The organism is Borrelia sp. A-FGy1 (assembly GCF_014084025.1).
Taxonomy (GTDB): Bacteria; Spirochaetota; Spirochaetia; order Borreliales; family Borreliaceae; genus Borrelia.
Map to the genome: position 1 here is coordinate 219,242 of NZ_CP043682.1, position 22,661 is coordinate 241,902.

The 22,661-nt window shown below is 28.7% G+C and carries 21 protein-coding genes; 7 read left to right on the plus strand and 14 right to left on the minus strand.

Features of this window, described 5'->3' with window-relative positions:
* Positions 1-25: 25 nt before the first annotated feature.
* The 4 genes from F0310_RS01040 (at position 26) to pstB (ending at position 4,174) form a co-directional block, all read left to right on the plus strand.
* Positions 26-871 (plus strand): substrate-binding domain-containing protein, encoded by an 846-nt coding sequence (locus F0310_RS01040; RefSeq protein WP_182117123.1) that lies wholly within the window; start codon positions 26-28, stop codon positions 869-871.
* Between the two features lie 91 nt (positions 872-962).
* The gene (pstC, locus tag F0310_RS01045) at positions 963-1,871 is read left to right on the plus strand and encodes a phosphate ABC transporter permease subunit PstC (RefSeq protein WP_182117124.1); all 909 of its coding nucleotides are present in this window, start codon (positions 963-965) and stop codon (positions 1,869-1,871) included.
* A gap of 56 nt (positions 1,872-1,927) precedes the next feature.
* On the plus strand, positions 1,928-3,409 hold the full coding sequence (pstA, locus tag F0310_RS01050; RefSeq protein WP_476577985.1) for a phosphate ABC transporter permease PstA: 1,482 nt from the start codon (positions 1,928-1,930) through the stop codon (positions 3,407-3,409).
* A complete protein-coding gene (gene pstB, locus F0310_RS01055; RefSeq protein ID WP_182117126.1) occupies positions 3,410-4,174 on the plus strand; it encodes a phosphate ABC transporter ATP-binding protein PstB in 765 nt (254 codons plus the stop codon).
* Positions 4,175-4,176: 2 nt separating this feature from the next.
* Here pstB and F0310_RS01060 read toward each other — a convergent pair whose 3' ends face one another.
* From F0310_RS01060 to F0310_RS01080, 5 genes are read right to left on the minus strand one after another with little or no spacing between them, the layout of a single operon-like run.
* Positions 4,177-4,998, minus strand: coding sequence for a ZIP family metal transporter (locus F0310_RS01060; RefSeq protein ID WP_182117127.1), 822 nt, complete (start codon positions 4,996-4,998; stop codon positions 4,177-4,179).
* Between the two features lie 54 nt (positions 4,999-5,052).
* A complete protein-coding gene (locus F0310_RS01065) occupies positions 5,053-6,831 on the minus strand; it encodes an alanine--tRNA ligase (protein WP_182117128.1) in 1,779 nt (592 codons plus the stop codon).
* Complete coding sequence (locus F0310_RS01070) at positions 6,831-8,060, minus strand: flagellar motor switch protein FliG (protein WP_182117129.1); 1,230 nt, start codon at positions 8,058-8,060, stop codon at positions 6,831-6,833. Before F0310_RS01070 ends, F0310_RS01065 begins: the two co-directional genes overlap by 1 nt.
* Positions 8,047-8,748, minus strand: a complete 702-nt coding sequence (locus tag F0310_RS01075) for a 6-phosphogluconolactonase (protein ID WP_182117130.1) — start codon at positions 8,746-8,748, stop codon at positions 8,047-8,049. The genes F0310_RS01070 and F0310_RS01075 overlap by 14 nt, the downstream gene beginning before the upstream one ends.
* Before the next feature lie 20 nt (positions 8,749-8,768).
* Complete coding sequence (locus F0310_RS01080) at positions 8,769-9,455, minus strand: SIMPL domain-containing protein (protein WP_182117131.1); 687 nt, start codon at positions 9,453-9,455, stop codon at positions 8,769-8,771.
* 75 nt (positions 9,456-9,530) lie between these two features.
* Between F0310_RS01080 and dusA the strand changes: the two genes are divergently transcribed.
* Positions 9,531-10,538 carry a tRNA dihydrouridine(20/20a) synthase DusA gene (gene dusA, locus F0310_RS01085; RefSeq protein WP_182117132.1) on the plus strand — a complete coding sequence of 336 codons (1,008 nt, stop codon included), beginning with the start codon at positions 9,531-9,533 and terminating at the stop codon, positions 10,536-10,538.
* Here dusA and serS read toward each other — a convergent pair.
* A complete protein-coding gene (gene serS, locus F0310_RS01090) occupies positions 10,528-11,802 on the minus strand; it encodes a serine--tRNA ligase (RefSeq protein WP_182117133.1) in 1,275 nt (424 codons plus the stop codon). The two genes, dusA and serS, sit on opposite strands and share 11 nt — an antisense overlap.
* 138 nt (positions 11,803-11,940) lie before the next feature.
* Here serS and F0310_RS01095 point away from each other — a divergent pair, with 138 nt between their 5' ends.
* Both F0310_RS01095 and F0310_RS01100 read left to right on the plus strand, forming a co-directional pair.
* Complete coding sequence (locus tag F0310_RS01095) at positions 11,941-12,660, plus strand: hypothetical protein (protein WP_182117134.1); 720 nt, start codon at positions 11,941-11,943, stop codon at positions 12,658-12,660.
* On the plus strand, positions 12,657-15,578 hold the full coding sequence (locus tag F0310_RS01100) for an insulinase family protein (RefSeq protein ID WP_182117135.1): 2,922 nt from the start codon (positions 12,657-12,659) through the stop codon (positions 15,576-15,578). The genes F0310_RS01095 and F0310_RS01100 overlap by 4 nt, the downstream gene beginning before the upstream one ends.
* Before the next feature lie 36 nt (positions 15,579-15,614).
* On the opposite strand, the gene F0310_RS01105 is transcribed toward F0310_RS01100, so the two are convergent.
* The 8 genes from F0310_RS01105 to F0310_RS01140 all read right to left on the minus strand — a co-directional run bounded on the left by F0310_RS01105 (position 15,615) and on the right by F0310_RS01140 (position 22,601).
* Positions 15,615-15,860 carry a type B 50S ribosomal protein L31 gene (locus F0310_RS01105; RefSeq protein WP_182117136.1) on the minus strand — a complete coding sequence of 82 codons (246 nt, stop codon included), beginning with the start codon at positions 15,858-15,860 and terminating at the stop codon, positions 15,615-15,617.
* Positions 15,861-15,919: 59 nt separating this feature from the next.
* Positions 15,920-17,461, minus strand: coding sequence for a transcription termination factor Rho (gene rho, locus F0310_RS01110; RefSeq protein ID WP_182117137.1), 1,542 nt, complete (start codon positions 17,459-17,461; stop codon positions 15,920-15,922).
* An 85-nt stretch (positions 17,462-17,546) separates the two neighbouring features.
* Positions 17,547-17,954, minus strand: coding sequence for a bactofilin family protein (locus tag F0310_RS01115; RefSeq protein WP_182117138.1), 408 nt, complete (start codon positions 17,952-17,954; stop codon positions 17,547-17,549).
* Positions 17,954-18,283 (minus strand): HU family DNA-binding protein, encoded by a 330-nt coding sequence (locus tag F0310_RS01120; RefSeq protein WP_182117139.1) that lies wholly within the window; start codon positions 18,281-18,283, stop codon positions 17,954-17,956. Before F0310_RS01120 ends, F0310_RS01115 begins: the two co-directional genes overlap by 1 nt.
* Before the next feature lie 11 nt (positions 18,284-18,294).
* On the minus strand, positions 18,295-18,552 hold the full coding sequence (rpsT, locus tag F0310_RS01125) for a 30S ribosomal protein S20 (protein WP_182117140.1): 258 nt from the start codon (positions 18,550-18,552) through the stop codon (positions 18,295-18,297).
* Between the two features lie 69 nt (positions 18,553-18,621).
* On the minus strand, positions 18,622-19,407 hold the full coding sequence (locus tag F0310_RS01130; protein WP_232535926.1) for a hypothetical protein: 786 nt from the start codon (positions 19,405-19,407) through the stop codon (positions 18,622-18,624).
* Positions 19,408-19,466: 59 nt separating this feature from the next.
* Complete coding sequence (gene ychF, locus F0310_RS01135; protein WP_182117142.1) at positions 19,467-20,573, minus strand: redox-regulated ATPase YchF; 1,107 nt, start codon at positions 20,571-20,573, stop codon at positions 19,467-19,469.
* Positions 20,574-20,594: 21 nt separating this feature from the next.
* A complete protein-coding gene (locus tag F0310_RS01140) occupies positions 20,595-22,601 on the minus strand; it encodes a tetratricopeptide repeat protein (protein ID WP_182117685.1) in 2,007 nt (668 codons plus the stop codon).
* Positions 22,602-22,661 lie beyond the last annotated feature (60 nt).

Sequence of the window (22,661 nt, forward strand, 5' to 3'; positions counted from 1 at the left end):
TATAGTCGTAAAAGGAATCAATTTAATGAGAAATATCAAATTAACCTTTGCTATTTTATTATTCTTTCTATTTATAAGTTGCTCAACTAATAGTAATGAAAATATTATTTCTATTGGAGGCTCCACCACTGCATCTTCTATTATGGATGAATTAATCTTAAGTTATAAAAAAACAAATAACCAAATTAAAGTAACTTATGATGCTCAAGGAAGTAGCGTGGGCATTAAAGGATTATTTGATGGCATTTATAAAATGGCAATTTCATCAAGGGATGCTACCGAAGAAGAAATAGCTAAGGGCGCTAAAGTCACTATAATTGCTTATGATGCTTTAATATTTATCACAAGCCCTGATGTTAATATTACAAATATTGCAGAATCTGACTTGGCAAATATACTTAATGGAACTATTAAAAATTGGAAACAAGTTGAAGGACCTAACGCTAGAATAAATCTCATAAATAGAGATTCATCATCCGGATCGTATTCATCTGTCAAAGAACTAGTTCTTGAAAAAATATTAAAAACTCCTGAAAAAGCCCAATTCAAGCAAGATAGTATTGTAGTAAAATCTAATGGTGAGGTGATTGAAAAGGTAAGTCTTACTCCACATTCAATTGGATATATTAGCTTTGGATATACGAAGAACTCTATGGAAAAGGGGCTAAATACGCTTTCAATAAATACCATATATCCTACAAAAGAAACAATAATGCAGAATAAATACAATATAAAAAGAATTTTAATTGCAATCACAACTAGTATTTCTGAAAACAAAAATACACTTAACTTTATTGAATTTATGCTAAGTCCAAATGGTCAAGATATTATTGAAGAACAAGGATTCATTGGCATTGAAAATAAAATTTAATAATAACCAAATAGGGATATGATAAACTTAGATAAAGCTTTTAATAGAAAAGAATTTGAATAAAATTCTATAGAGGGGCTTCTTGTAAAGAATGGTGTTAAATTTAAAGACAAAAAGAAATATTGTTACCTTAGGTTTTAACTTTTTTGTTTTTACATCCGCAACAATTAGCGCTTTATCTATATTATTGTTAATTTTATTTATTGTTAATAATGGAATAGCACCTTTTCTCCACAATAGAATTAAAATTTGTAATTTTTTATTCAGCACTAATTGGAATCCTACGAGTAATATACAAAAATCTTATGGAATTTTATCATTTATTATAAATTCTGCCTTAACAACATTTTTTTCTGTCATAATTGCACTACCAATCGGGCTTGGATTTGCAATTTATCTTTTTGAAAAAACTAAAGGAATTTATCAAAAAATACTACAAACTATTATAGAACTATTAGCAGGAATTCCAAGTGTAGTATATGGCTTTTTCGGAAGCACATTTATAGCTACTCTCATAAAGAACACATTTAAAAGAGAAGATAATTTAGGATATAACCTAATAAGCTCAGCTATAGTCTTAAGTATAATGATACTTCCAACAATAATTAGCGTCTCATATATAGCACTTAAAGCGGTTCCAAAATCATATAAACTAGCCTCTCTTGCACTAGCAGCTACAGACTGGCAAACAATATACAAAGTAATGATTCCTTCTGCTGGAAGAGGAATCTTAGCAGGAGTAATGCTAGCCATTGGCAGAGCTATTGGTGAAACAATCGCAGTTTTAATGGTTGGTGGAGGATCTCCTTTATTCATAAAAAATATATTCTCACCTATTAGAACTCTTACAATAAATATTGCAATAGATATGGGCTATGCATCTGGAACTCACAGAGAAGCTTTATTCTCAACAGCTTTAGTTTTACTATTATCAGTAATTATTACAAATTCAATCAAATACTTTATTCTTTCTTCTTCTAAAAGGCTAAAAATCAAGTGAATACAGTTCAAATAAACAAACTGTTAAATAAAATATCATTTTTCATAATAAAATTAATTTCTTATGCGTTAATAGCACTATTAATTTTTTTAATATCCTACATATTATACAATTCACTATTTTTTTCAGTTAAAAAACAAACATTATTTTTAAATGAAAAAAAACATTTTCTACCATTAACACTTAAGAACCAAAAAATAAAAATTGCCTTTATTATAAATAAAAGCATTAAAATAGATGAACTCACTACTAAAGACATATATAACATATATAATAATAAAATTTCTCATTGGGGAAGCATATCCGATCAAGTCATAGATATAGTTCCAATTGCAAGTTTAAAATCAAATTTATCCAGTAAAGTTATACTAACAACCTTTATAAAAAATAATGAATTTAACAACAGATATGTAAAAGTAAAAGAATCAACTGAAGAAATGATAAAAACCGTCAATAAAACTGTGGGAGCTATTGGCTATCTAACAAAAGAAGAACTCGAAGATTTAAATTTCAAAAAATATCCAGAAATTAAATCTATAAAAATTAAATCTATGTCTATTTTAGTAGGGAAAAAAACATTACAAAAGAGCGAAAATGAGATTATTAATGCACTGAGCCTAGAAATGACTGAAAAGCTGCTCATAGGAAAGAAAAAATGGAATGAGTTAATATTTAAAAATATTAACTCATATATTATAAAACACTCAGCTTATAATCCTAATATAATAAAAGAAGTAGAAGAAAAAGAAGGTACCATTGCAGTTGTACCTTGGCACTCTTTTTACAAAAGCAATCCTCCCTTTCTTAAACTTTATTACACAAAAAAAAGCATGCCTTTAAACCTAAATTTTATATTATCTACCCCGAGAAATTCTGGCGCATATGGGGGCATATCTTATTTAATCATTAATACCTTTTATGTAATATTATTAACAGCAGTAATTTCAATTTTCATAGGAATTGGCACAGGAATAATGCTTGCAGAATACACTTCAAGCAAAATATTTTACAAAACAATATCCATGAGCGTAGAAATTTTATCATCAATCCCTGCAATAATTTTCGGACTTTTTGGACTCATATTTTTTGTCCCAATACTTGGCATGGGAATATTTTCTGGTGCTATAACAAGCTCATTAATGATACTACCAATGATTATTAAAACAACCGAAGAAGCATTTAAGTCAATTCCCAAATCATATAAATATGCTTCTTTTGCTCTGGGGGCAAACAAAACAGAAACTATACTCAAAATTCTATTACCTGCATCCAGTCCCGGCATTTTAACAGGAATAGTTCTTGCAATAGGACGTGCACTTGGCGAGACAGCTGTACTTCTATTCACAATGGGAACAAATTTAGGATTAGCAGAAACTTTAAATGAACCCGCAAGAAGCTTAACAGTACATTTATTGTTATTATTTCAAGAAGGACACTTAGACAAAGGGTTTGGAACGGCATCAATACTTATTATAATGATACTTTTAATAAACTTGACATCAAAATTTTTAATTAATAAATTATATAGGATTAAATAAATGAATAAAGATAAAGCAATCATTAAAACAGAAAATTTAAGCTTATTTTATACAGACTTTAAAGCATTAAATAACATTAACATATCTATACTAAGAAATAGCATTACAGCATTAATAGGCCCATCTGGCTGTGGAAAATCAACATTCCTTAGAACACTTAACAGAATGAACGACCTTGTGGAAGGTGTTAAAATAGAAGGAAAAGTAATATATGAAGATAAGAGTATTTACTCAAATAATTTTGATGTTCTTGAACTTAGAAGAAAAATAGGTATGGTTTTCCAAACTCCCAATCCATTTTTAATGTCTGTTTATGACAATATAAGTTATGGACCAAAAATTCACGGAATTAAAGACAAAAAAAAACTTGATGAAATAGTTGAAAAATCTTTAATAAAGTCTGCACTTTGGAATGAAGTAAAAGATAAGCTTAACATAAACGCTCTAAGTCTTTCAGGAGGACAGCAACAAAGACTGTGCATTGCAAGAACTCTTGCAATTGAACCAAATGTAATATTAATGGATGAACCTACTTCTGCTCTTGATCCAATATCAACAGGGAAAATCGAAGAGTTAATAATTAATTTAAAAGAAAGCTATACTATTATAATAGTTACTCACAATATGCAACAAGCTGGAAGAATATCTGATCGAACTGCTTTTTTCCTTAACGGATACATAGAAGAAGAAAGCCCAACAGATGAATTATTCTTCAATCCTAAAAATATTAAGACCGAAGAATATATCACTGGCAAATTCGGTTAATTTTAACCCAAAGAAACATCAAGAAACATCATTAAAGTAAACCCAATAATTCCAAATATAGTTGGTACCTTACTATCAATATCCTTTCTTTTAGACTCAGGTATTAATTGCTCAATTGAGACATAAATCATTGCCCCTGCTGAGAAAGATAAAGCAAATGGTAAAATTCTAGTAAAAGTATAAACTGCATAAGCTCCTAAAACCCCCCCCAAAATTTCAACCAAGCCTGACATCTGACCATAATTAAAACATTTCCATAAAGGAACATTTCCTCGTCTTAAAGGCAAAGAAATAGCTGCACCTTCTGGCATATTTTGAATACCAATTCCTAATGTAAGTATTATAGCTCCAACCAAAGTATGTATATCAGGAGTAGAAACCAAAGCTCCAAAAGCAACACCAACAGCAAGTCCTTCTGGAAAATTATGCAAAGTAACAGCCGTAAAAAGCAAAAAATCTTTTTTACCATGTCTTGTTAAATCTTCATCAATAAATGTGAGCTTATCAAGATCTGGAACAAATACATCAACAGCATATATAAAAAAAGCCCCCAAAAGGAATCCAAAAACAGCCGGTATCCATGGAGTATAGCCAAGCTCTTCAGCTCTCTCTATTGCAGGCTGAATAAGTGAGAAAAAACTAGCAGCAATCATAATACCTGCTGAAAATCCAAGCATAGCATCCATTATTTTATTATTTACCCTTCTGAAAAAAAAGACAGCTGCCGCTCCAAAAGCTGTCGTAAACCAAGTAAATGTAGAACCTAAAAACCCTAAAAAAACAGGATGCAATGTCAATAAATATTCCCCAAAACGTTCAAACATAAAGTATCCTCCTAAATTTTATTAATTATCAATAAATTAATTACCATTTATTAATTAAAGCAAAACTGCTCTTATTCTTCTTACTCCAGAAGAAGAAGCTTGTTCTTTTTGTATTTTAAAAGTACCAAGCTCACTAGTATTCTTAACATGAGGACCACCACAAACTTCAATTGAAAACCCATCTATCTCATAAACACTCACAATATCGTCATATTTTTCACCAAAGAGAGCTATAGCACCCCTAGCAATAGCATCATCTAAGCTCATTATAGATTTTTCCACGGACAATGCATTCTTTATTTGTAAGTTGACAATATCCTCAACCCTTTTTATCTCATCATCTGTCATTCTATGAGGATGGCTAAAATCAAATCTCAATCTTTCTTTTGTAATATTACTTCCCTTTTGCCTTACATGTTCACCCAATACTAATTTAAGAGACTTATGCAGTAAATGAGTAGCTGTATGTAACTTAATGGTTTCATATGTACAATCAGCAAGCCCTCCTTTAAAAACTTTATCACCTCCCTTCTTAGAAATCTCTTGATGCTTTCTAAAATGTTCTTCAAATCCTATTTTATCCACACTAAACCCATGTTCAGATGCAAGTTCTTCTGTTATTTCATAAGGGAACCCATAAGTATCATAAAGCTTAAAAGAAAACTCACCTGGAATTTCCTTTGATAATAATTTTTGAGTCAGTTTAACAAATTCTTGCTCACCATGACGCAAGGTTTTAAAAAATTTTTCTTCCTCTTTACGAAGCTCATTCTTAATGAAACACTTTTTCTCTGTTAATTCTTTATAAAAAGATTTATAAATTCCATCAACAGAATCAACAAGATCTGCTAAAAAATGAGACTCTATACCAATTTTTTTTGCATATCTAATAGCCCTTCTAATAATTCTTCTTAAAACATAGCCTTGTCCCACATTAGAAGGAAGAACTGCAAAACTATCAGCTAAAATAAAGCAACTTGCCTTAATATGATCTGCAATTATTCGAATGGCCCTATCATCAGCTAAATTTCGCCCATATATTCTGCCAGAAGCTTGCTCAATTTTTTTTATTATGGGTTCAAAAGCCTCTGTATCATAAACTGAAGATTTTCCTTGCAAAAACGTAATAGTTCTCTCGACTCCCATGCCTGTATCCACACACTTTCGAGATAGTTCTTCATAATATCCATTCTCATCTTTCCTATATTGTATAAATACATTGTTCCAAATTTCGAAATATTTACCACAAGAACATGTAATATCGCATTTACTAGAACACTTATCTATTCCTGTATCAACAAATATTTCAGTATCTGGACCACAAGGACCTACATTACCAACAGGACCCCAAAAATTATGCTCCCTTGATAGATAAAATATCCTATTACAAGGTATTCCAAGGCTTTCCCATACACTAGCTGTCTCTGTATCCTTAGGAATGTTCTCGTCTCCCTCAAAAACACTAACATAAAGCTTATCTTTTGAAATATTTAAGTAACTAGACGAAGTCAAAAATTCAAAACTATATTTTATAGAAAGCTCTTTAAAATAATTACCAAGAGACCAATTCCCCAACATCTCAAAAAAAGTTAAATGACTAAAATCTCCAACCTTATCAATATCTCCTGTCCTCAAACATTTCTGAACATCCACTAACATATCTCCAAGTGGATGCATCTCTCCAAGAAGATAAGAAACAAGAGGTTGCATGCCAGCTGTATTAAAAAGTACAGTAGAATCATTATCAGGTATTAAAGACTTACCCGATATTTCACAATGCCCCTTACTCTCAAAAAATTCTATATACTTTCTACGCAGATCATCAAGTTTCACTAAACAAACTCCTCGTTCTTTCTATATATTATTATTTCTCCCTTTAAAGTCAACTCTTTAATATAACTGATAAAGGATGTTGTCATTTGTTTTATCTCATTCTTATTGAGTTTTCCTAAAAAATTTTCTTCTTCTAAGATAATTTCTTTACGCCTCTTTGATACATTTAAAAGAATCTTATTTCTAATCTCATCATTTTTATCCTTAATAATCATTGCAATATTTTTATCTGTAAATTCTCTTAAAATATTATGCATATCATTATCCATAATTCTCAATATTACATCAATATCAAATATCTTCTCTTTAATCTCACCATCTTTAATAGGATTAAATGCTTTCATGTTAATGCTCTTTAAAAGATTTTTCTCATCTTCAGAATCCATATAACTCAAAATATCAACCAATATCTTAGAACCATCTAGTTTTTCAGTCTTAAGTCTACCTTGCATTTCAAACCTACTTTTAAGTCTATTAGAAATAGTCTCAACCATATCCATATTGAATTGTCTTGGCTTAGCAAGTTCTTTAATAAATTGTTTTTTCGCTTGTTCATCTAACATAGAAAAAATATACTTTTTCTGTTCTTTAGATAAGTAATTATATATTATGAGTAGAGTCTTCACATTTTCAACCCCAATTAAAAACCAAAGTTGTTCATTTTCAACATCAGACAAATAATCAAAAGGCAAGAAAGGATCAACGCCTGTAATTTTTTTGTAAATCTCTTTTGCTTTTGATTTACTTAAAGATTTATTTAATAAATCATATGTAAATTTATTATCAATCTTTAAAAATTTAGTTTCATATCTGACCAACTCTTCAAATTCTTTAATAATTTTCTTCTTGTCCTCAGGAGTAACATACTTAATTTCTGCAATTTCCTTAATAATTGAAATTATATGAGCATCATCAAGCTCAGATATAATCTCTGATGCCTTTTCAAGACCAATAGCTAAAAAATACTTTGCTATTTTTGTAATCTTATTTTCTTTACGAATAAACCCTAACTTTTCAATTCTACCTCCCCTAGAAACACTAGAGGCCTGCTCTCTCTCCAAAAACACACTCCTATCTCTCTTAATAAGATTGACCCAAGTTTTAAGTATTGATCCTTGCATTTCAGTCCCAGTCACCTTATTACTTAAATCTCCTTCATCAATCTTATTAAGAGAAATAGCTCCTAACTTTTTCACACTTTGATATTTAGAAAGTCTAGGGTCCTGCATAGACCCCCTCAATATTTGTAAGAACTAATAAACTAGAAAATACATCAAAAATCTTTGCCGGACATTCCCTCAAAGATATTTCTGAATTTAAAAAATTTTCTAAAGCAGCTTTCTTTTCATCCCCCATAAAAAGCAGAACACAAGACTTAGATAGCTTCAAAGATTTAGGAGTTAAACTTATCCTTTTATAAGGAAGTTTTGGAGCATCATATTCATACTGATATCCTTCCATCTCAGAAAACAAAAGTTTTTTTGAAGGAAAAAGAGAGGCAATATGTCCATCCTCACCAACAGAAATAATACTAATGTCTAATCTCGTAAATCTAGAATGAAATTCAATATTATAACTATGAATAGAAGACACTTCATCAAACTCATTGTAAATAAATGGATGCAGATTAGAACTATAGATTAAATTTTTTTTTATCATTCTAGAAAAAAAACCCTCACTTAACCACTTAAAATTACTATCATTGCTATTTAAATCAACACATCTCTCATCCACTAAAAAAAAATGAGATTTTCTAAGAGAGTAATTATTTTCTTCAAAAACATTTAGAAAAGAAATAATATTGCGTCCGCCACAAATTCCAATACTAGTAAAATCATCTTGATTAACATTATTCAAAAAAAAATCAAAAAATCTCTTTTTTAAATCACTTTCTTTATTAGAATATAAAAATTCCATTATCCTTCCTTTAATATATCTTAATCTACATAGTAAGAAACTGTAGTAACAACTCTTAATATCTTCTTTGAGTAAAGCTCATGATTCCCTAAGCTTCTATCAACTGGAAGAAATTCAAAGTATCCTTGATTTGCATTTTTAATTTTTCCCAAAGTAGCACCTGAATTATTTGCAAACTCCAAAGCTGCTAATTTAGCATTTTTAACGGAATCCGCTAACATCTCAGGCTTAACATCATTAATTTTATCAAAATAATAATTTGGGCCTATATTACTAGTTAAAAGAACTCCCTTATTATAAAGCTTAATAATATTATTACTTGCTTGTTCCATCTTATCAATATCTTTAGTATAAACATTTAAAGACACATAAGCACTATACTTATAAAGAGTTCCTTGATAATTTCCAATATTAAAATTCATAGACGCAATTTTTATATCATTTTCACTAAATCCATAACTAACAAAAAACTCTCTTACTGCCATCAAATTCGCATTATTTAATCTATTAATTTCATTTACAGTATTACCAACTAACTCATACTGTAAATTCCAACTTGAAGAATTTGATATAACTTCTCTTTCACTTAAACCTTTAACAGTGATATAATCCTTATTCTTAGTCCCAACATTTTTTATGCCATTAGATATGATGAATGATGATAACAAAAATATTAACGATGATAATAAAACTAATACCCTAAGCATTGCTATAACTTTTCCTCCTAAATCTTTCACAAAACAAATTGTTAAATTAAGAAATTTATTTTAACATATTATGTAATGTTAATAAAACGAAAAATATCAATAGCACCAATGGTAAATATTACTGATGAACATTTTCGATATTTAATAAGGCTATTTTCAAAAAAAGTAACTCTATACACTCCCATGATTTTAGCGAAGTCAATCATAATAGGCAATTTAAACAAGATAGTAAAGCAAATTCCTACCGATTCTCCAATTGCAATCCAAATAGCAACAAACTGCGAAAATGATGCTGCTAAAGCAATAGAAATTCTTGAAAATAAATTCAATTTTGATGAATATAATCTTAACATTGGCTGTCCATCATCTCGAATACAAAATGCTAATTATGGAGCCTGTCTAATGAAAACACCAACCCAAGTAGCAAAAATCCTAAAAGCTATGCAAAAAAATACAAATAAACCAGTTTCAATCAAACATAGAATAGGAATAAGGGATAACGATAGAGAATATAGTGAGGAAACTTATACAGAACTCAAAAAATTTGTAAGAGAAATTGCATCATTCGAAATAAATAATTTCATTATCCATGCAAGAGTAGCAGTACTAAATGGATATTCTCCTAAATATAACAGAAATATTCCAAGTCTTAAACACGAATTTGTATATAAACTAAAGCAAGAATATAAAAACTTATTTATTGAAACAAACGGAGGAATTAATAACAACAAACATATAAAAGAACATTTATCATACGTAGATTCTATCATGATTGGAAGAGCTGCAGCAGAAAATCCTTATTTTATTGCAAAAGCTTCAAGAGAATTCTTAAAAGAAAAAGAACAAATTCCAACAAGAAAAGTAATATTATCAAAAATGACAGAATATATTAAAGAACACAATGAATATTTTTCAATCAATACAGTACTAAAACATATAATGGGAATAATGTTTGCAAAAGAAGGTGCTGCCAAATTCCGACAAGCTCTAACAGCACCTTTTCCCAAAACCCTTAAAAATCATGAAATACTTCTAAAAGCAATTGAAAATTTAAAAGATAATATCCTACAATCTAATTCTTAGGTGATATATAATCAAAACCCGTATATTTAACCAAATTCTTGGGTATTCTAACACCTCCTTTTTCATCCTGAAAATTTTCAAGTATTGAAATAATAGCTCTTGTTGAAGCTATTGCTGTCCCATTCACCATGTGCACAAATTTATTATGGCCTTCATCTTTATATCTAATCTTAAGTCTCCTTGACTGATAATCTGTACAGTTTGAAGTTGAAGTAACCTCACCATATTCTCCTTTATCTCCTCTTCCCGGCATCCAAGCCTCAATATCATACTTTTTGTAAGCTGAAGCACCAAGATCAAAAGTGCAAACATTTAAAACTCTATATGGAATTTCAAGATCACTAAAAATTTCCTCTTCTAATGCTAAAAACTCATTATGAATACGATCAGACTCCTCACTTCTGCAAAAACAAAACATTTCAAGCTTACTAAATTGATGCACTCTATAAAGACCCTTAGAAAATTGTCCAGCTGCACCAGCTTCTTTCCTAAAACAATGAGAGAGACCTGCCATTTTTATTGGAGACTTAAGGTCAAGTATCGTATTATAATAATATCCGCCTAGAGTAATCTCAGCTGTACCAATAAGATATTTATCTGTATTCTCAATTTTATAAAAATTACTTTCATTGCCACGAGGATTGAATCCAATCCCATCAACTACAAATTCCCTTACAACATCGGGTGTAATAAATAAATCAAACCCTTTAAGCTTAAGTTTATTTAAAGCAAAATTAATCAGAGCAAGCTCCAAAAAAACACCCTCATTCTTAAGGTAATAAAACTTATTACCACTTACTTCACGTGCCTTTTCAAAATCAAAAAGACCCAAGCTAACTCCAATTTCTATATGATCTTTTGGCTTAAAATCAAACTCTGGAATAGTTCCCGAATACTTTATTATAACATTGCCTTCTTCGCTATTACTAACAGGTACATCAGGAGCAGAAATATTTGGAATTTTCTTGTGTTCAATTAAAAGCTTAGATGTTATATGCTCTAATTTCTCCTCTAAAGCCGTAATTTTTAGTTTTAATTCCTTTCCGCTTTCTATTAAAGATTGCCTAATAGAATCATTAACTTCTCCCTTCATAGAATTGGCATTTTCATTTCTAATAGCACTCATCTCGCCTATCTTAGTAACAAGCTTTCTGCGTTCATCATCAAGAAGAATTAAAATGTCAATATCTAGTTTAAGACCTCTATCTTTAATATTTTTACGAACAAGATCTACATTATCTCTTATAAACTTCAAATCAAGCATTAAGAAACTCCCAAAATAGATTTAACTAAAACAAAAGACAATTTAAATTTAAAATAATCTATATTAATTAGCATAAGAATTATTATATAATAATTTGAGAACAATAATAGATTAACTTTACAGGGAGAAAATTGCTTTATGGTCAAATCATTAACAGTAAAAAAAAATTTCATGTTAATATCTTTATTAATGATTTTTATAAGTTGTACAAAAAAACCTAAAAATATTAATTTTAATGATATTAACTCAATTTATAATGAATCTGATGAACTAGTTATTTCATCAATCTCCGCAGAAAAAGAATCAGAATCCTTTAAGTACCAAATTAGAATCCCCAAAGTAGTACATAATTTAACAGAAAACAGTAGTCTTCAAGAATTCAATGAAGAGATTCAAAATTATGCAAATGAAACTGTCAAAAACCTAGAAAGCATATCTTTTACTCCTAAAAAAGATTATAAAAAACCAAGCTTAAAACTAGATTATGAAATCTACCATGGATACAACATCTATACAATAATATTATCTGCAACTCAGGATATAAATGATATATCCATCACAAATTATAGGAGTTATTATATTAGCAAGGATGGAGATTATATACACAACATAGACGACATACTTGAAGTAAAGGAAGCATTTCCTTACTTTACTCAAAAAATTAAAGAAAAATCACAATCAAACGACTTGATCTTCGATTTACAGCAAGCAGTAATTTATTTTGAAAATAAAAGCATAATTATAAAATTACCTCCTTATATATTTAATTTAGATGATACAGAAGAGACAGATAATATCTTCGAATTTAGTGAAGAGGAAATATCAGAATACATTAAGGATAAAATTAATCAAATATGAAGAGAAAGAAAATTTTTAGCTTAATCTCAAAAATCCACTTGGAAGAATATGACGCCGAGGGATGTTATTTTAAACATGAAAGTGGCTTAGAAGTATTTGAACTTAAAAGTAACAAATTCAAAGAAAATGCTTTTGGCATTGCATTTAAAACACTTCCTTTTAATAATACTGGAGTTGCTCATATTCTAGAACACACAATTTTCTGTGGTTCAAACAAATATAGAATAAAAGATCCTTTTCTTTATTTAATGAAAGGAAGCTTAAACACTTTTTTAAATGCAATGACTTTTCCAGATAAAACTTTATATCCAGCAGCTTCTACTCTACAAAAAGACTATTTTAATTTATTTAAAGTATATGCTGATGCTGTATTTAATCCATTACTTAAAAAAGAAGCTTTTATGCAAGAAGGTTATAATATTAATCCTAACAACTTTAAATTATCTGGAATTGTTTTAAATGAAATGAAAGGTATTTATTCTAATAAAAATTCTATAATTAATGAATTTTCAATTAATTCCTTATTTTGTGAAGGAACTTATAAATACGATTCAGGAGGTAATCCAGTTAATATTATTGACCTTACTTATGAAGAGTTTATTGCATTTTATAATAAATACTATACACTCGAAAATTGCAAAATATTTTTATTTGGAAATATTGAAACTGACAAAAATCTAAATTTTATTGAAAAATATATTATAAGACCTTATAAAAAAGAAAAATTAAATATTACTTATAATGTAGACAAAACAAAAAGATGGAAACAAGGTAAATTATTAAATTATTGTATTCCAAAAGAAAATGAAAATACACTCGGAGTATACACAATAAACTGGTTATGTGCCGATATTAAAGATATAAAAGAAAATATTGGACTTGAAATTTTGTCAGAAATTCTACTGGACGATTCTTGCAAATTCACTATAAACATGCTAAAAAGCCAAATTGGCGACGGGATAGACGATATTAGTGGCACAAATACAGACATAAGGGAATGTGTATTCTCATTTGGAATGCAAAATGTAATTCCAGGAAAAGTTGAAGAATTTAGAAACATGGTTTTCAGTGAACTTACAAATCTTGTCAAATCAAAAATTCCAAAAGAATTAATACAGGGTATTCTATTCGGTTATGAATTTAGTCTAAAAGAAGAAAAAGGACAAGGATTGGCTATCTCACTAATGATTAAAAGTCTTAAAGGATGGTTACATGGAATGTATCCTTCTGATACTTTAAAAATCAATTGTTATTTGGATGAAATTAAGAGCAAACTAGAAAAAGGAGAACCTTACTTTGAGAATTTAATAGAAAAATATCTACTAAATAATAATCATTATACTTTAATCAACTTTATTCCATCCGATGAAACTCTTATGGAAATGGAAGAAAAAATAGAAAAGAAGTTGATGGATAGAGAAATTAAAATCAAGAAAAATCCCAAAAAATTTGTAGAATTCACAAAAGACTACAATAAATTTAAGAATTATCAAAAAAAGAAAGATCTTAAATCTGATATTAGTAAACTCCCAATACTTAAGTTAGAGGATTTACCAAAAGAAGTTGATAAAAGTTTAGATTTTAATGAAATACCTGAACTTAAATTACATACCTTTGAACTAAAAAACAATAATAATATTTTTAATGTATATTTATTTTTTAAATTAGATTTTTTAGAAAAAGAAGATTTTACACTTCTCTCTTTATTCAAGAAAGCTATTCAAGATTTATCTACTAAAAATTATTCCTATATAGACTTAAATAATAAAATTCAAAATACTTTCGGGCAATTAAACATATATGAAAGCTATGAAGAAGATATTAACGGCAATATTATTAATCTGTTTAACATAAACTTTAAATCATTTAACAACAAAATCAATGAATCATTTACATTAATTAAAGAAATTTTAACTAATATAAATTTTCATGATTACGACAGGTTGAAAGAAGTGATATTAAGTATTAAAAATGATTTTAAATCAATTTTAATCCCCAAAGGACATATATTTGCAATAACAAGATCCGAATCAAAGTTAAGCTTAAACAAATACTTAAGAGAACTTCAACTAGGAATTACAGGAAGAGAATTTTGGCAAAAAATAAAAACAGACACAGACTATCTAAAAGAAATAGCTCATAATTTAGAAAAAATAAAAAACAAAATAATTTTAAAAAACAATTTTTCATCTCTCATTATAGGAAATGCCAAAGATGTGATTAAAAAATTGGAAATCGAACTATTTATACTAAAAGAAAGTTTAATTGAAAAAATTTATGTAAATACATTAAATACAATAGACCCAGTAAATGAGCCACTAAAAGAAATAATTATTATCCCATCAAAAGTATATTTCAACTGCATAAGTTTTTTAAGTTATAAAATAAAAGATAAAAACTATCCAAAAATAAACTTTTTAGCGCATATATTAAAAAGCGGAATTTTCTGGGAAAAAATAAGAGTTATAGGCGGAGCCTATGGAGCATTTGCGTCTATTACAAACGGAATATTTTCTTTTTCATCATATAGAGATCCTAACTTTGTAAAAACATATCAAGTATTTGAAAAATCATTAGAAGAATTGGCCAATAACAATAAAATCAAAAATGAAGATCTCTATACTTATTTAGTAGGAGTAATAGGCCTTAGTACTAAGGTAAAAACAAAATCCAGAGAAATACTTGAAAGTTATAAGAGAAAGCTATTAAAAATTAGTGACGAACTAAGGCAAGATATTAGAGATTCTTACTTTAAAATAACAATAAAAGACATTAAAAATATATCTGGAGAAGTATTAAATCAGCTAAAACAAAAAAACAGCATAACTTCTCTTATCAATAATGAAACCTACGAAAACGAAAAAGAAAAACTAGAAAAACTCATTGGGGAAAAATATAAAGTAAAGAAAATATATTAAATAATTAAATATAATAAATAATAAAAATTAATGCTTTTAAGCTTTTTTATACTTTTTGTTAAACTTATCAATCCTACCTGCCGCATCAACAAATTTTTGATGACCTGTATAAAAAGGATGTGACTTACTTGTAATTTCGACATTAATCAATGGATATTCTTTATTATCACTATACTTAATTGTCTCTTTTGAAGTTAAAGTAGACTTAGCCAAAAACATTGCACCATTAGACCCATCTTTAAAAACTACCAAATTACTTCTAGGATGTATATTTTTCTTCATAAAGCCTCTCTATTAAACTAACTAAAGTTTAATTCAAATTAAAAAGAAAGTCAATTTTATTAATCGCCATTACTCATAGTCTTTAAAAAAATTTCATTATTTTTACTTTTTTTCATTTTTTCAACTAAAGCCTCAACACCTTCATAATCATCAACACCACCTAAAATCTTTCTAATAAGTAAAATTTTAGAACGCTCCTCCTCATTCAATAATAACTCTTCTTTTCTTGTTCCCGATTTCTTAATATTAATAGCAGGGAAAAGTCTTCTGTCTGCCAGGCTTCTATCAAGTATTAACTCCATGTTACCAGTGCTCTTAAACTCTTCAAAAATAACCTCATCCATTCTACTTCCAGTATCAACTAAAGCTGTAGCAATAATAGTAAGGCTTCCACCCTCTTCAATATTTCTAGCAGAACCAAAAAATCTCTTTGGCTTATGCAAAGCATTAGAATCAACCCCTCCAGAAAGTATTTTGCCAGAAGTCGGCATAGTCTGATTGTAAGCTCTTGCAAGTCTTGTAATAGAATCTAAAAGAATAACAACATCTTTTTTATTCTCAACAAGTCTTTTTGCCTTCTCAATCACCATTTCTGCTACCTGGACATGCCTGCTGGCTTGCTCATCAAAATTAGATGCAATCACTTCACCCCTAACACCTCGTATCATATCAGTCACCTCTTCAGGCCTCTCATCAATAAGTAAAATCATCAAAATAATTCCTGGATAATTAGTAGTTATTGCATTAGCTATTTTCTGAAGCAAAGTAGTTTTTCCAGCCTTTGGAGGAGATACTATTAAAGCTCTCTGCCCCTTTCCAATAGGTGCAAAAAGATTAATAAGCCTCGTAGAGATGTTACAATTTTCATATTCAAGATCTAACTTTGAACTAGGATACAAAGGCGTTAGGTTATCAAAAGGTATTCTATTTTGTGCAAAAGTAGGGTCTTGATCATTAATACTCTTAATCTTAATCATAGCAAAAAATCTCTCTCCATCCCTCGGAGATCTAATCTGCCCATATAAAATATCACCTGTCCTTAAATTAAAAAGTCTAATCTGAGAAGGCGATACATAAACATCGTTACCTCCTGAAAGATAAGAATTAGATGCTGTACGCAAAAATCCATATCCATCACTTAAAACATCAAGAACTCCAGTAAATAAAACACTAATATTATGCTCAGTTAGTATCTTAACAAGTAAAAATATCAACTCTGTCTTTTTCATGGTTACTGCAATAGTATGATTAGTTCCAAGTCCTTCAACAACTTTTCTAACCTCAGTAATGGGTTTATCATAAAGAGTATTTATAGTTATACTATCCTTTCCTCCTAAAAAATCAACAATATTACTCTGTTCAAGTGTTTTAATACTATTTTCTAGATCCGGACTAGACATATCATAATCAAAATCTGGAGACACACCATTAATTACCTTCAATCGTTCGTTTTCAGATTTTTTAGATGAACTAGAAGCTTCTTTTTTAGCAACAACTTTAACTACCTTTTTCTTTGAATTATCTTCGTTTTTTAATTCTTTAGATGAATTTAAACGCTTCATTTCATCTTCTAAATCAAATTCCTCAAATTTTCTATCCATAATCTCCTCTATGAGACAAATTTTTAAGAAGGGATCTAAAAGCAATATTTACAATTATACTAACTAGAAAATGTATAAGTTAATTTCATTGAAAAGTATCTTTTATTTGTGAAACTGTAAAAGCAAACAAATCTATACTCTCATTAGATTTAATCATTTCACACTTACCATCAAAGACTATATTATCATTAATAAATATTTTTTTTGTCTTAATATCGCCATATATCTTACAACCACTATTTAAATAAACTTTATTACTGGCATTCACACTTCCCTTTAAAATCCCTTCAATTATCAATGTATCGCAAGTTATAACATCTGTAATAACTTTACTATTTCTACCTATAAAAAGTATTCCACTCTTTGAAAATATCTCACCCTCAAAAGACGAATCAAGATATAAAGCACCCTCAAACTTTAACTTTCCCCTAAAAATTAAGCTTGCATCCAGTCTGCAATCCCACTTATAATCATCTCTAATATCAGGAGACATTAATTATCCCTTATACCCCATACTCTTTCTTTTAAATCTTTACCCGGACGGAAATAAGCTACATGATGATCTTCAACTCTAACATACTCACCAGTCTGAGGATTACGTGCATTCTGACGCCCCTTCCTTTTCCTCACTTCAAATGTACCAAAAGACCTAAATTCTATAACATTATTAAGACAAAGACTATTTTTAAGCTCTTCAAAAAAAGCATCAACTACAAGTTTTATATATTTTTTCTCTATTTTTTCATTATTATTTTTAATATTTAAATTAATCAAATCGATAATATCCGACTTAGTAATTTTGGGTCTTCTTGAAAAAGACATAAACCATTTCCTTATTTTAATAGCAAAATACTCAAATTTGATTTTTTACGAGCAGCTTTATTTCTATGAATAATTTTTTTCCTAGCAGCAGTATCTAACTTTTTTGAAACAAACTTAAAAAATTCTAAAGCTTCTGCTATCTTTCCTTCTCTTGCCATCCTAATACAACGCTTTTCTATAGTCTTTAATTCACTCTTAACACTTGAATTTCTTAGATTTCTCCTTAAATTTTGCCGCACCCTCTTTAATGCCGATGGATTATTTCCCAAATCAAACTCCTTAATACAGCCAATATGGTAATAAATATATCAACTAATTAAAATATAGTCAATCTAAAATCAAGTTACCTTATTGCAATAATTATAAACATATGCAAAAGCTCTATGCATAGAATAAGACATTCTTTTTTCATTAATAAACACACTATTAAGTTGTTCACTGTACTTATCATAATAAATAAAAGATAACAAGTAATCATTAGCATTAAGATCAGTGCTATTTAAAAATACATTTTTAAAAAATTTATAAAAGTATTCTTTTTTAGAAAATATTTTTCTTTCATAAATAGAAGTTTCTCTAAACTCATAAAAAATAACTAAATTCTTTATGATTAAAATATCACCTATCAAAACTTTGATGTCAATAAAAAAAATAAAAAGAAATATTATTATATTATTAAATGCAACATAATAAATAAAAAGACTAATCAAAATTCTAAATAAAAGACTTACTAAATAAATACCTGATACATAATACCTCTGTGGAAATTCTTGAATTTTTGCAATGAACAAATCTTCTCTAATAGATTTAAGTTTTCTAAAAAATTCAACCAAATAATCTTTTCTTAAAAAACAAATTTTTATTTTTTGGCCATTACTTAAACCCAAAATTAACATATTATCTAATAATCTTTTCTTAAGCCATAAAATATCATTAAAATCAAAATTAATTTTGGAATATAAATTCTTATATAAAATACTATTATTTCTAAATTCAATATTATAACAATATCTGAAGTAAGAGATTACTACAAAAATATTTATTAATATTAAGAAAAATATAAAAATACCAAATATATCCTTATACAAAAAAATATAGAATATAGAAAAACTAACATTAAACATAAAAATAAAAATTAACCTAATTGTATAAAAGGATATTTCATTCATATTTACATTATTATTTAAACATTAAATCTAAAGAAGATTATATCACCATCTTTTACTAAATAATCTTTTCCCTCAAGTCTAAATCTCCCATTCTCCTTTAATTTTTGCACGCTTCGAAATTCAACCAAATCATCATATGAATACACCTCTGCTTTAATGAACCCTCTCTGGAAATCACTATGTATTATACCCGCAGCCTCTGGAGCTTTCATTCCATCAATAAAAGTCCAAGCTTTAACTTCATGAATACCAGCAGTAAAATAAGTCCTAAGGCCTAAAGTATAATAAGTTTTCTTTATTAGACTATTAAGTCCGCTATCTTTTATTCCAAAAGAAGTAAGAATCTCTTTCCTCTCATCCAAATTCTCAACTCCAGCAAGTTCTGCTTCAATCTTGGCACACAAAATTAAATAATCATTACCTTCCCTTGACGCAATATCTTTTACAACATCTGTATACTTATTGCCAAAAAAAGAATTTTCATCTACATTACAAACATATATAACTTTTTTAATAGTCAAAAGATTTAAAGATTTGATAAATTCATTCTCAAATTCATCAAATACAAATTCAACTGCTGGTCTAATATCCATTAAATGCTTTTCAAGCTTTTTAAGCATCAAAATAATTCTCTTTGAGTTCTCACTAATCTTCCTATCAGTACCTTTTATACTTTTTTCATTCTTTAATATACTTCTTCTTACAGTATCAAGATCTGCAAGGCAAAGCTCTGTGTTAATTGTGTCTATATCTCTTCTTGGATTTACATTTCCATCAACATGAATAACGTCTCTATCCTCAAAACATCTAACAACATGAACAACAATAGAAACTTCCCTAATATTAGACAAAAATTTATTGCCTAGTCCCTCTCCCATAGAGGCTCCCTTAACAAGACCTGCTATATCGACAAACTCCATAACAGCTGATGTAGCTTTTTTAGATAAAATCAAACTTACAATTTTTTCAAGTCTCTCATCAGGTATTGCTACAATGCCCACGTTTGGCTCAATAGTACAAAAAGGATAGCTGGCAATTTCCGTCTTCATTGATGTTAAAGATGAAAATAAAGTAGATTTACCTACATTAGGCATTCCCACTATCCCTGCATTAAGCGACATAAATACTCCTCCTACCCCCAACTAATTAACAAAATATGCAAATTCTCCTCTGCCCGTCTGCTGATTAAAATTGATTTCAACCGATAGATTAAAATATCCATTAGGCTCCTGTGTATCAGGATAGTTGTGCTCAAGTAAATAAGTGCCTGTCTTCTGTCCTAAAATCAAATCATAAACCTTAGATACTCCTTCATAAGATGAAAAAGGAATCACAGCCCCTCCAGTTTCATCTACCAAATATTGCAACTTAGGATCAACAGGGCTATTTCCAAACAATACTAAATAAAATCTAATATCATTATTTTTATAATAATTTAAAATAGTGTCTATAGAATAGGTATCAAAAGCAGAACGACTTAAAGTTCCATTATTAAAATAAAGAACAGCTCTCTTTGAACTTCTTGACATAAGCTCAGAGCCTGCAAGCTTCAAGCTAACGTCTGTCTTCACATAAGTTGAATCATAAGATCCAAGAGAATTTGTCTTGTTAATAGTACTTAATAAACTCTCAATATTGTCTATTAAAGGTACACTTGTTGCATTTACAAAGCTAAATTTCTTATTCTTTTTATTCTTTATGAGGGTATTTATACCCATAATCTGTTCTTTTTCATATTTTTTCATACCCAAAGATTTATCAAATATAATTGAAATATTCATCTCATTAGATAGATTAACATCATAAGCAACTTTGGGTTTAATAATATAGTATGCTTCATTAGCTATTGCAAAATTTTCACTTTTAAGTCCTACAACTGGCAATCCATTTCTACTACTAACATTAAGTTCAACATAAATTTTAGAATCGCCATCTCTAATTACTCGCCTAATATCAACATTTAAACTATCATAAATACTAACATCACTTTTATAGATTGAAATTTTTGCCTTATTAAAATCTGAAACAATAATTTGATTATTGACATCAATAACTGAATACGAAATTTTTGAATCAATATCATCTGCTTTTAAAAGCTTAATAAATGTTTTTCCTAAAACATTATATTTATAAACACCATATCTTGAAGATATAATAATATTATTTCCACTGAAATCACTACTAAGCCCTTCTATTCCCTCAATAGAAGTCTGAACAGTATACAAATGATTGCCACTAGTATCAAAAATCTCAATAGAACCCCTAAGTGCATCAGCAACATAAATATTTCCATTTAAATATGTAACTCCTGTAGGACCCAAAAGTCCCATAAAACCCACTGTTTTAACACCAAAATGCAAAATAAAATTACCTTCAGCATCAAACTTGCTTATTCGTTTATTTCCCCATTCACTTACATAAATATAATTTCTATTATCAATAGTCATGTATTGAGGAGCAAGCAACTCACCAATTCCTGTCCCTTTCTTTCCAATAGAACCTTTTTTAACTCCAATCGTTTTATCATAAATGCCAATCTCATCTCTTGAGTAAAGAGTAACATAAAGTAATCCATCAAGTTCAACTACATCATAAGGTGATTTTAAGTAACTAATACCATCCTTAATCAAAATATCAACATTATTATTAACATCAAAATGTAATATCTCATTTCCTACAAAATTAACAGCATAATATCCACCATATTGATCCGCTTTCAAAGACGTAACCTGATATCCATGCGGTCGCTTGTATATAGAATTATCAAGGGATGCTACTCTAATAAGCCTTTCAACACCAAGTTCGTGGTCTAAAAATAGACCCCTTCTTTGTTCAACAATAGATATTAATTGCCTAAGATATGCAACCTTATATCCCTGAGATTGTAAATTTCTCCATTCCATCAAAGCTTCTTCAATATATCCCAGTCTATAGTAAACATTACCCGTCCAAAAATGATAATCAAGGTTGTTTGGATCAAAACTTAAAACCTTTTTAAGAGACAATAAAGCATCATCATAAAGGCCATTATTATAAGAATTAAGAGCCCATCTAAATTCTTCCTGAGCATCTTTATTTGTAACTATACCCTGAGAATTTAAAACAAATATATTTCCAAAAAGCAAAATAATTATATTAAAAAACAACACCATTTTTCTTAACCCAAAAGCAATATTACTTACAGTTAGCATTAGTATGCAGTATTGCAT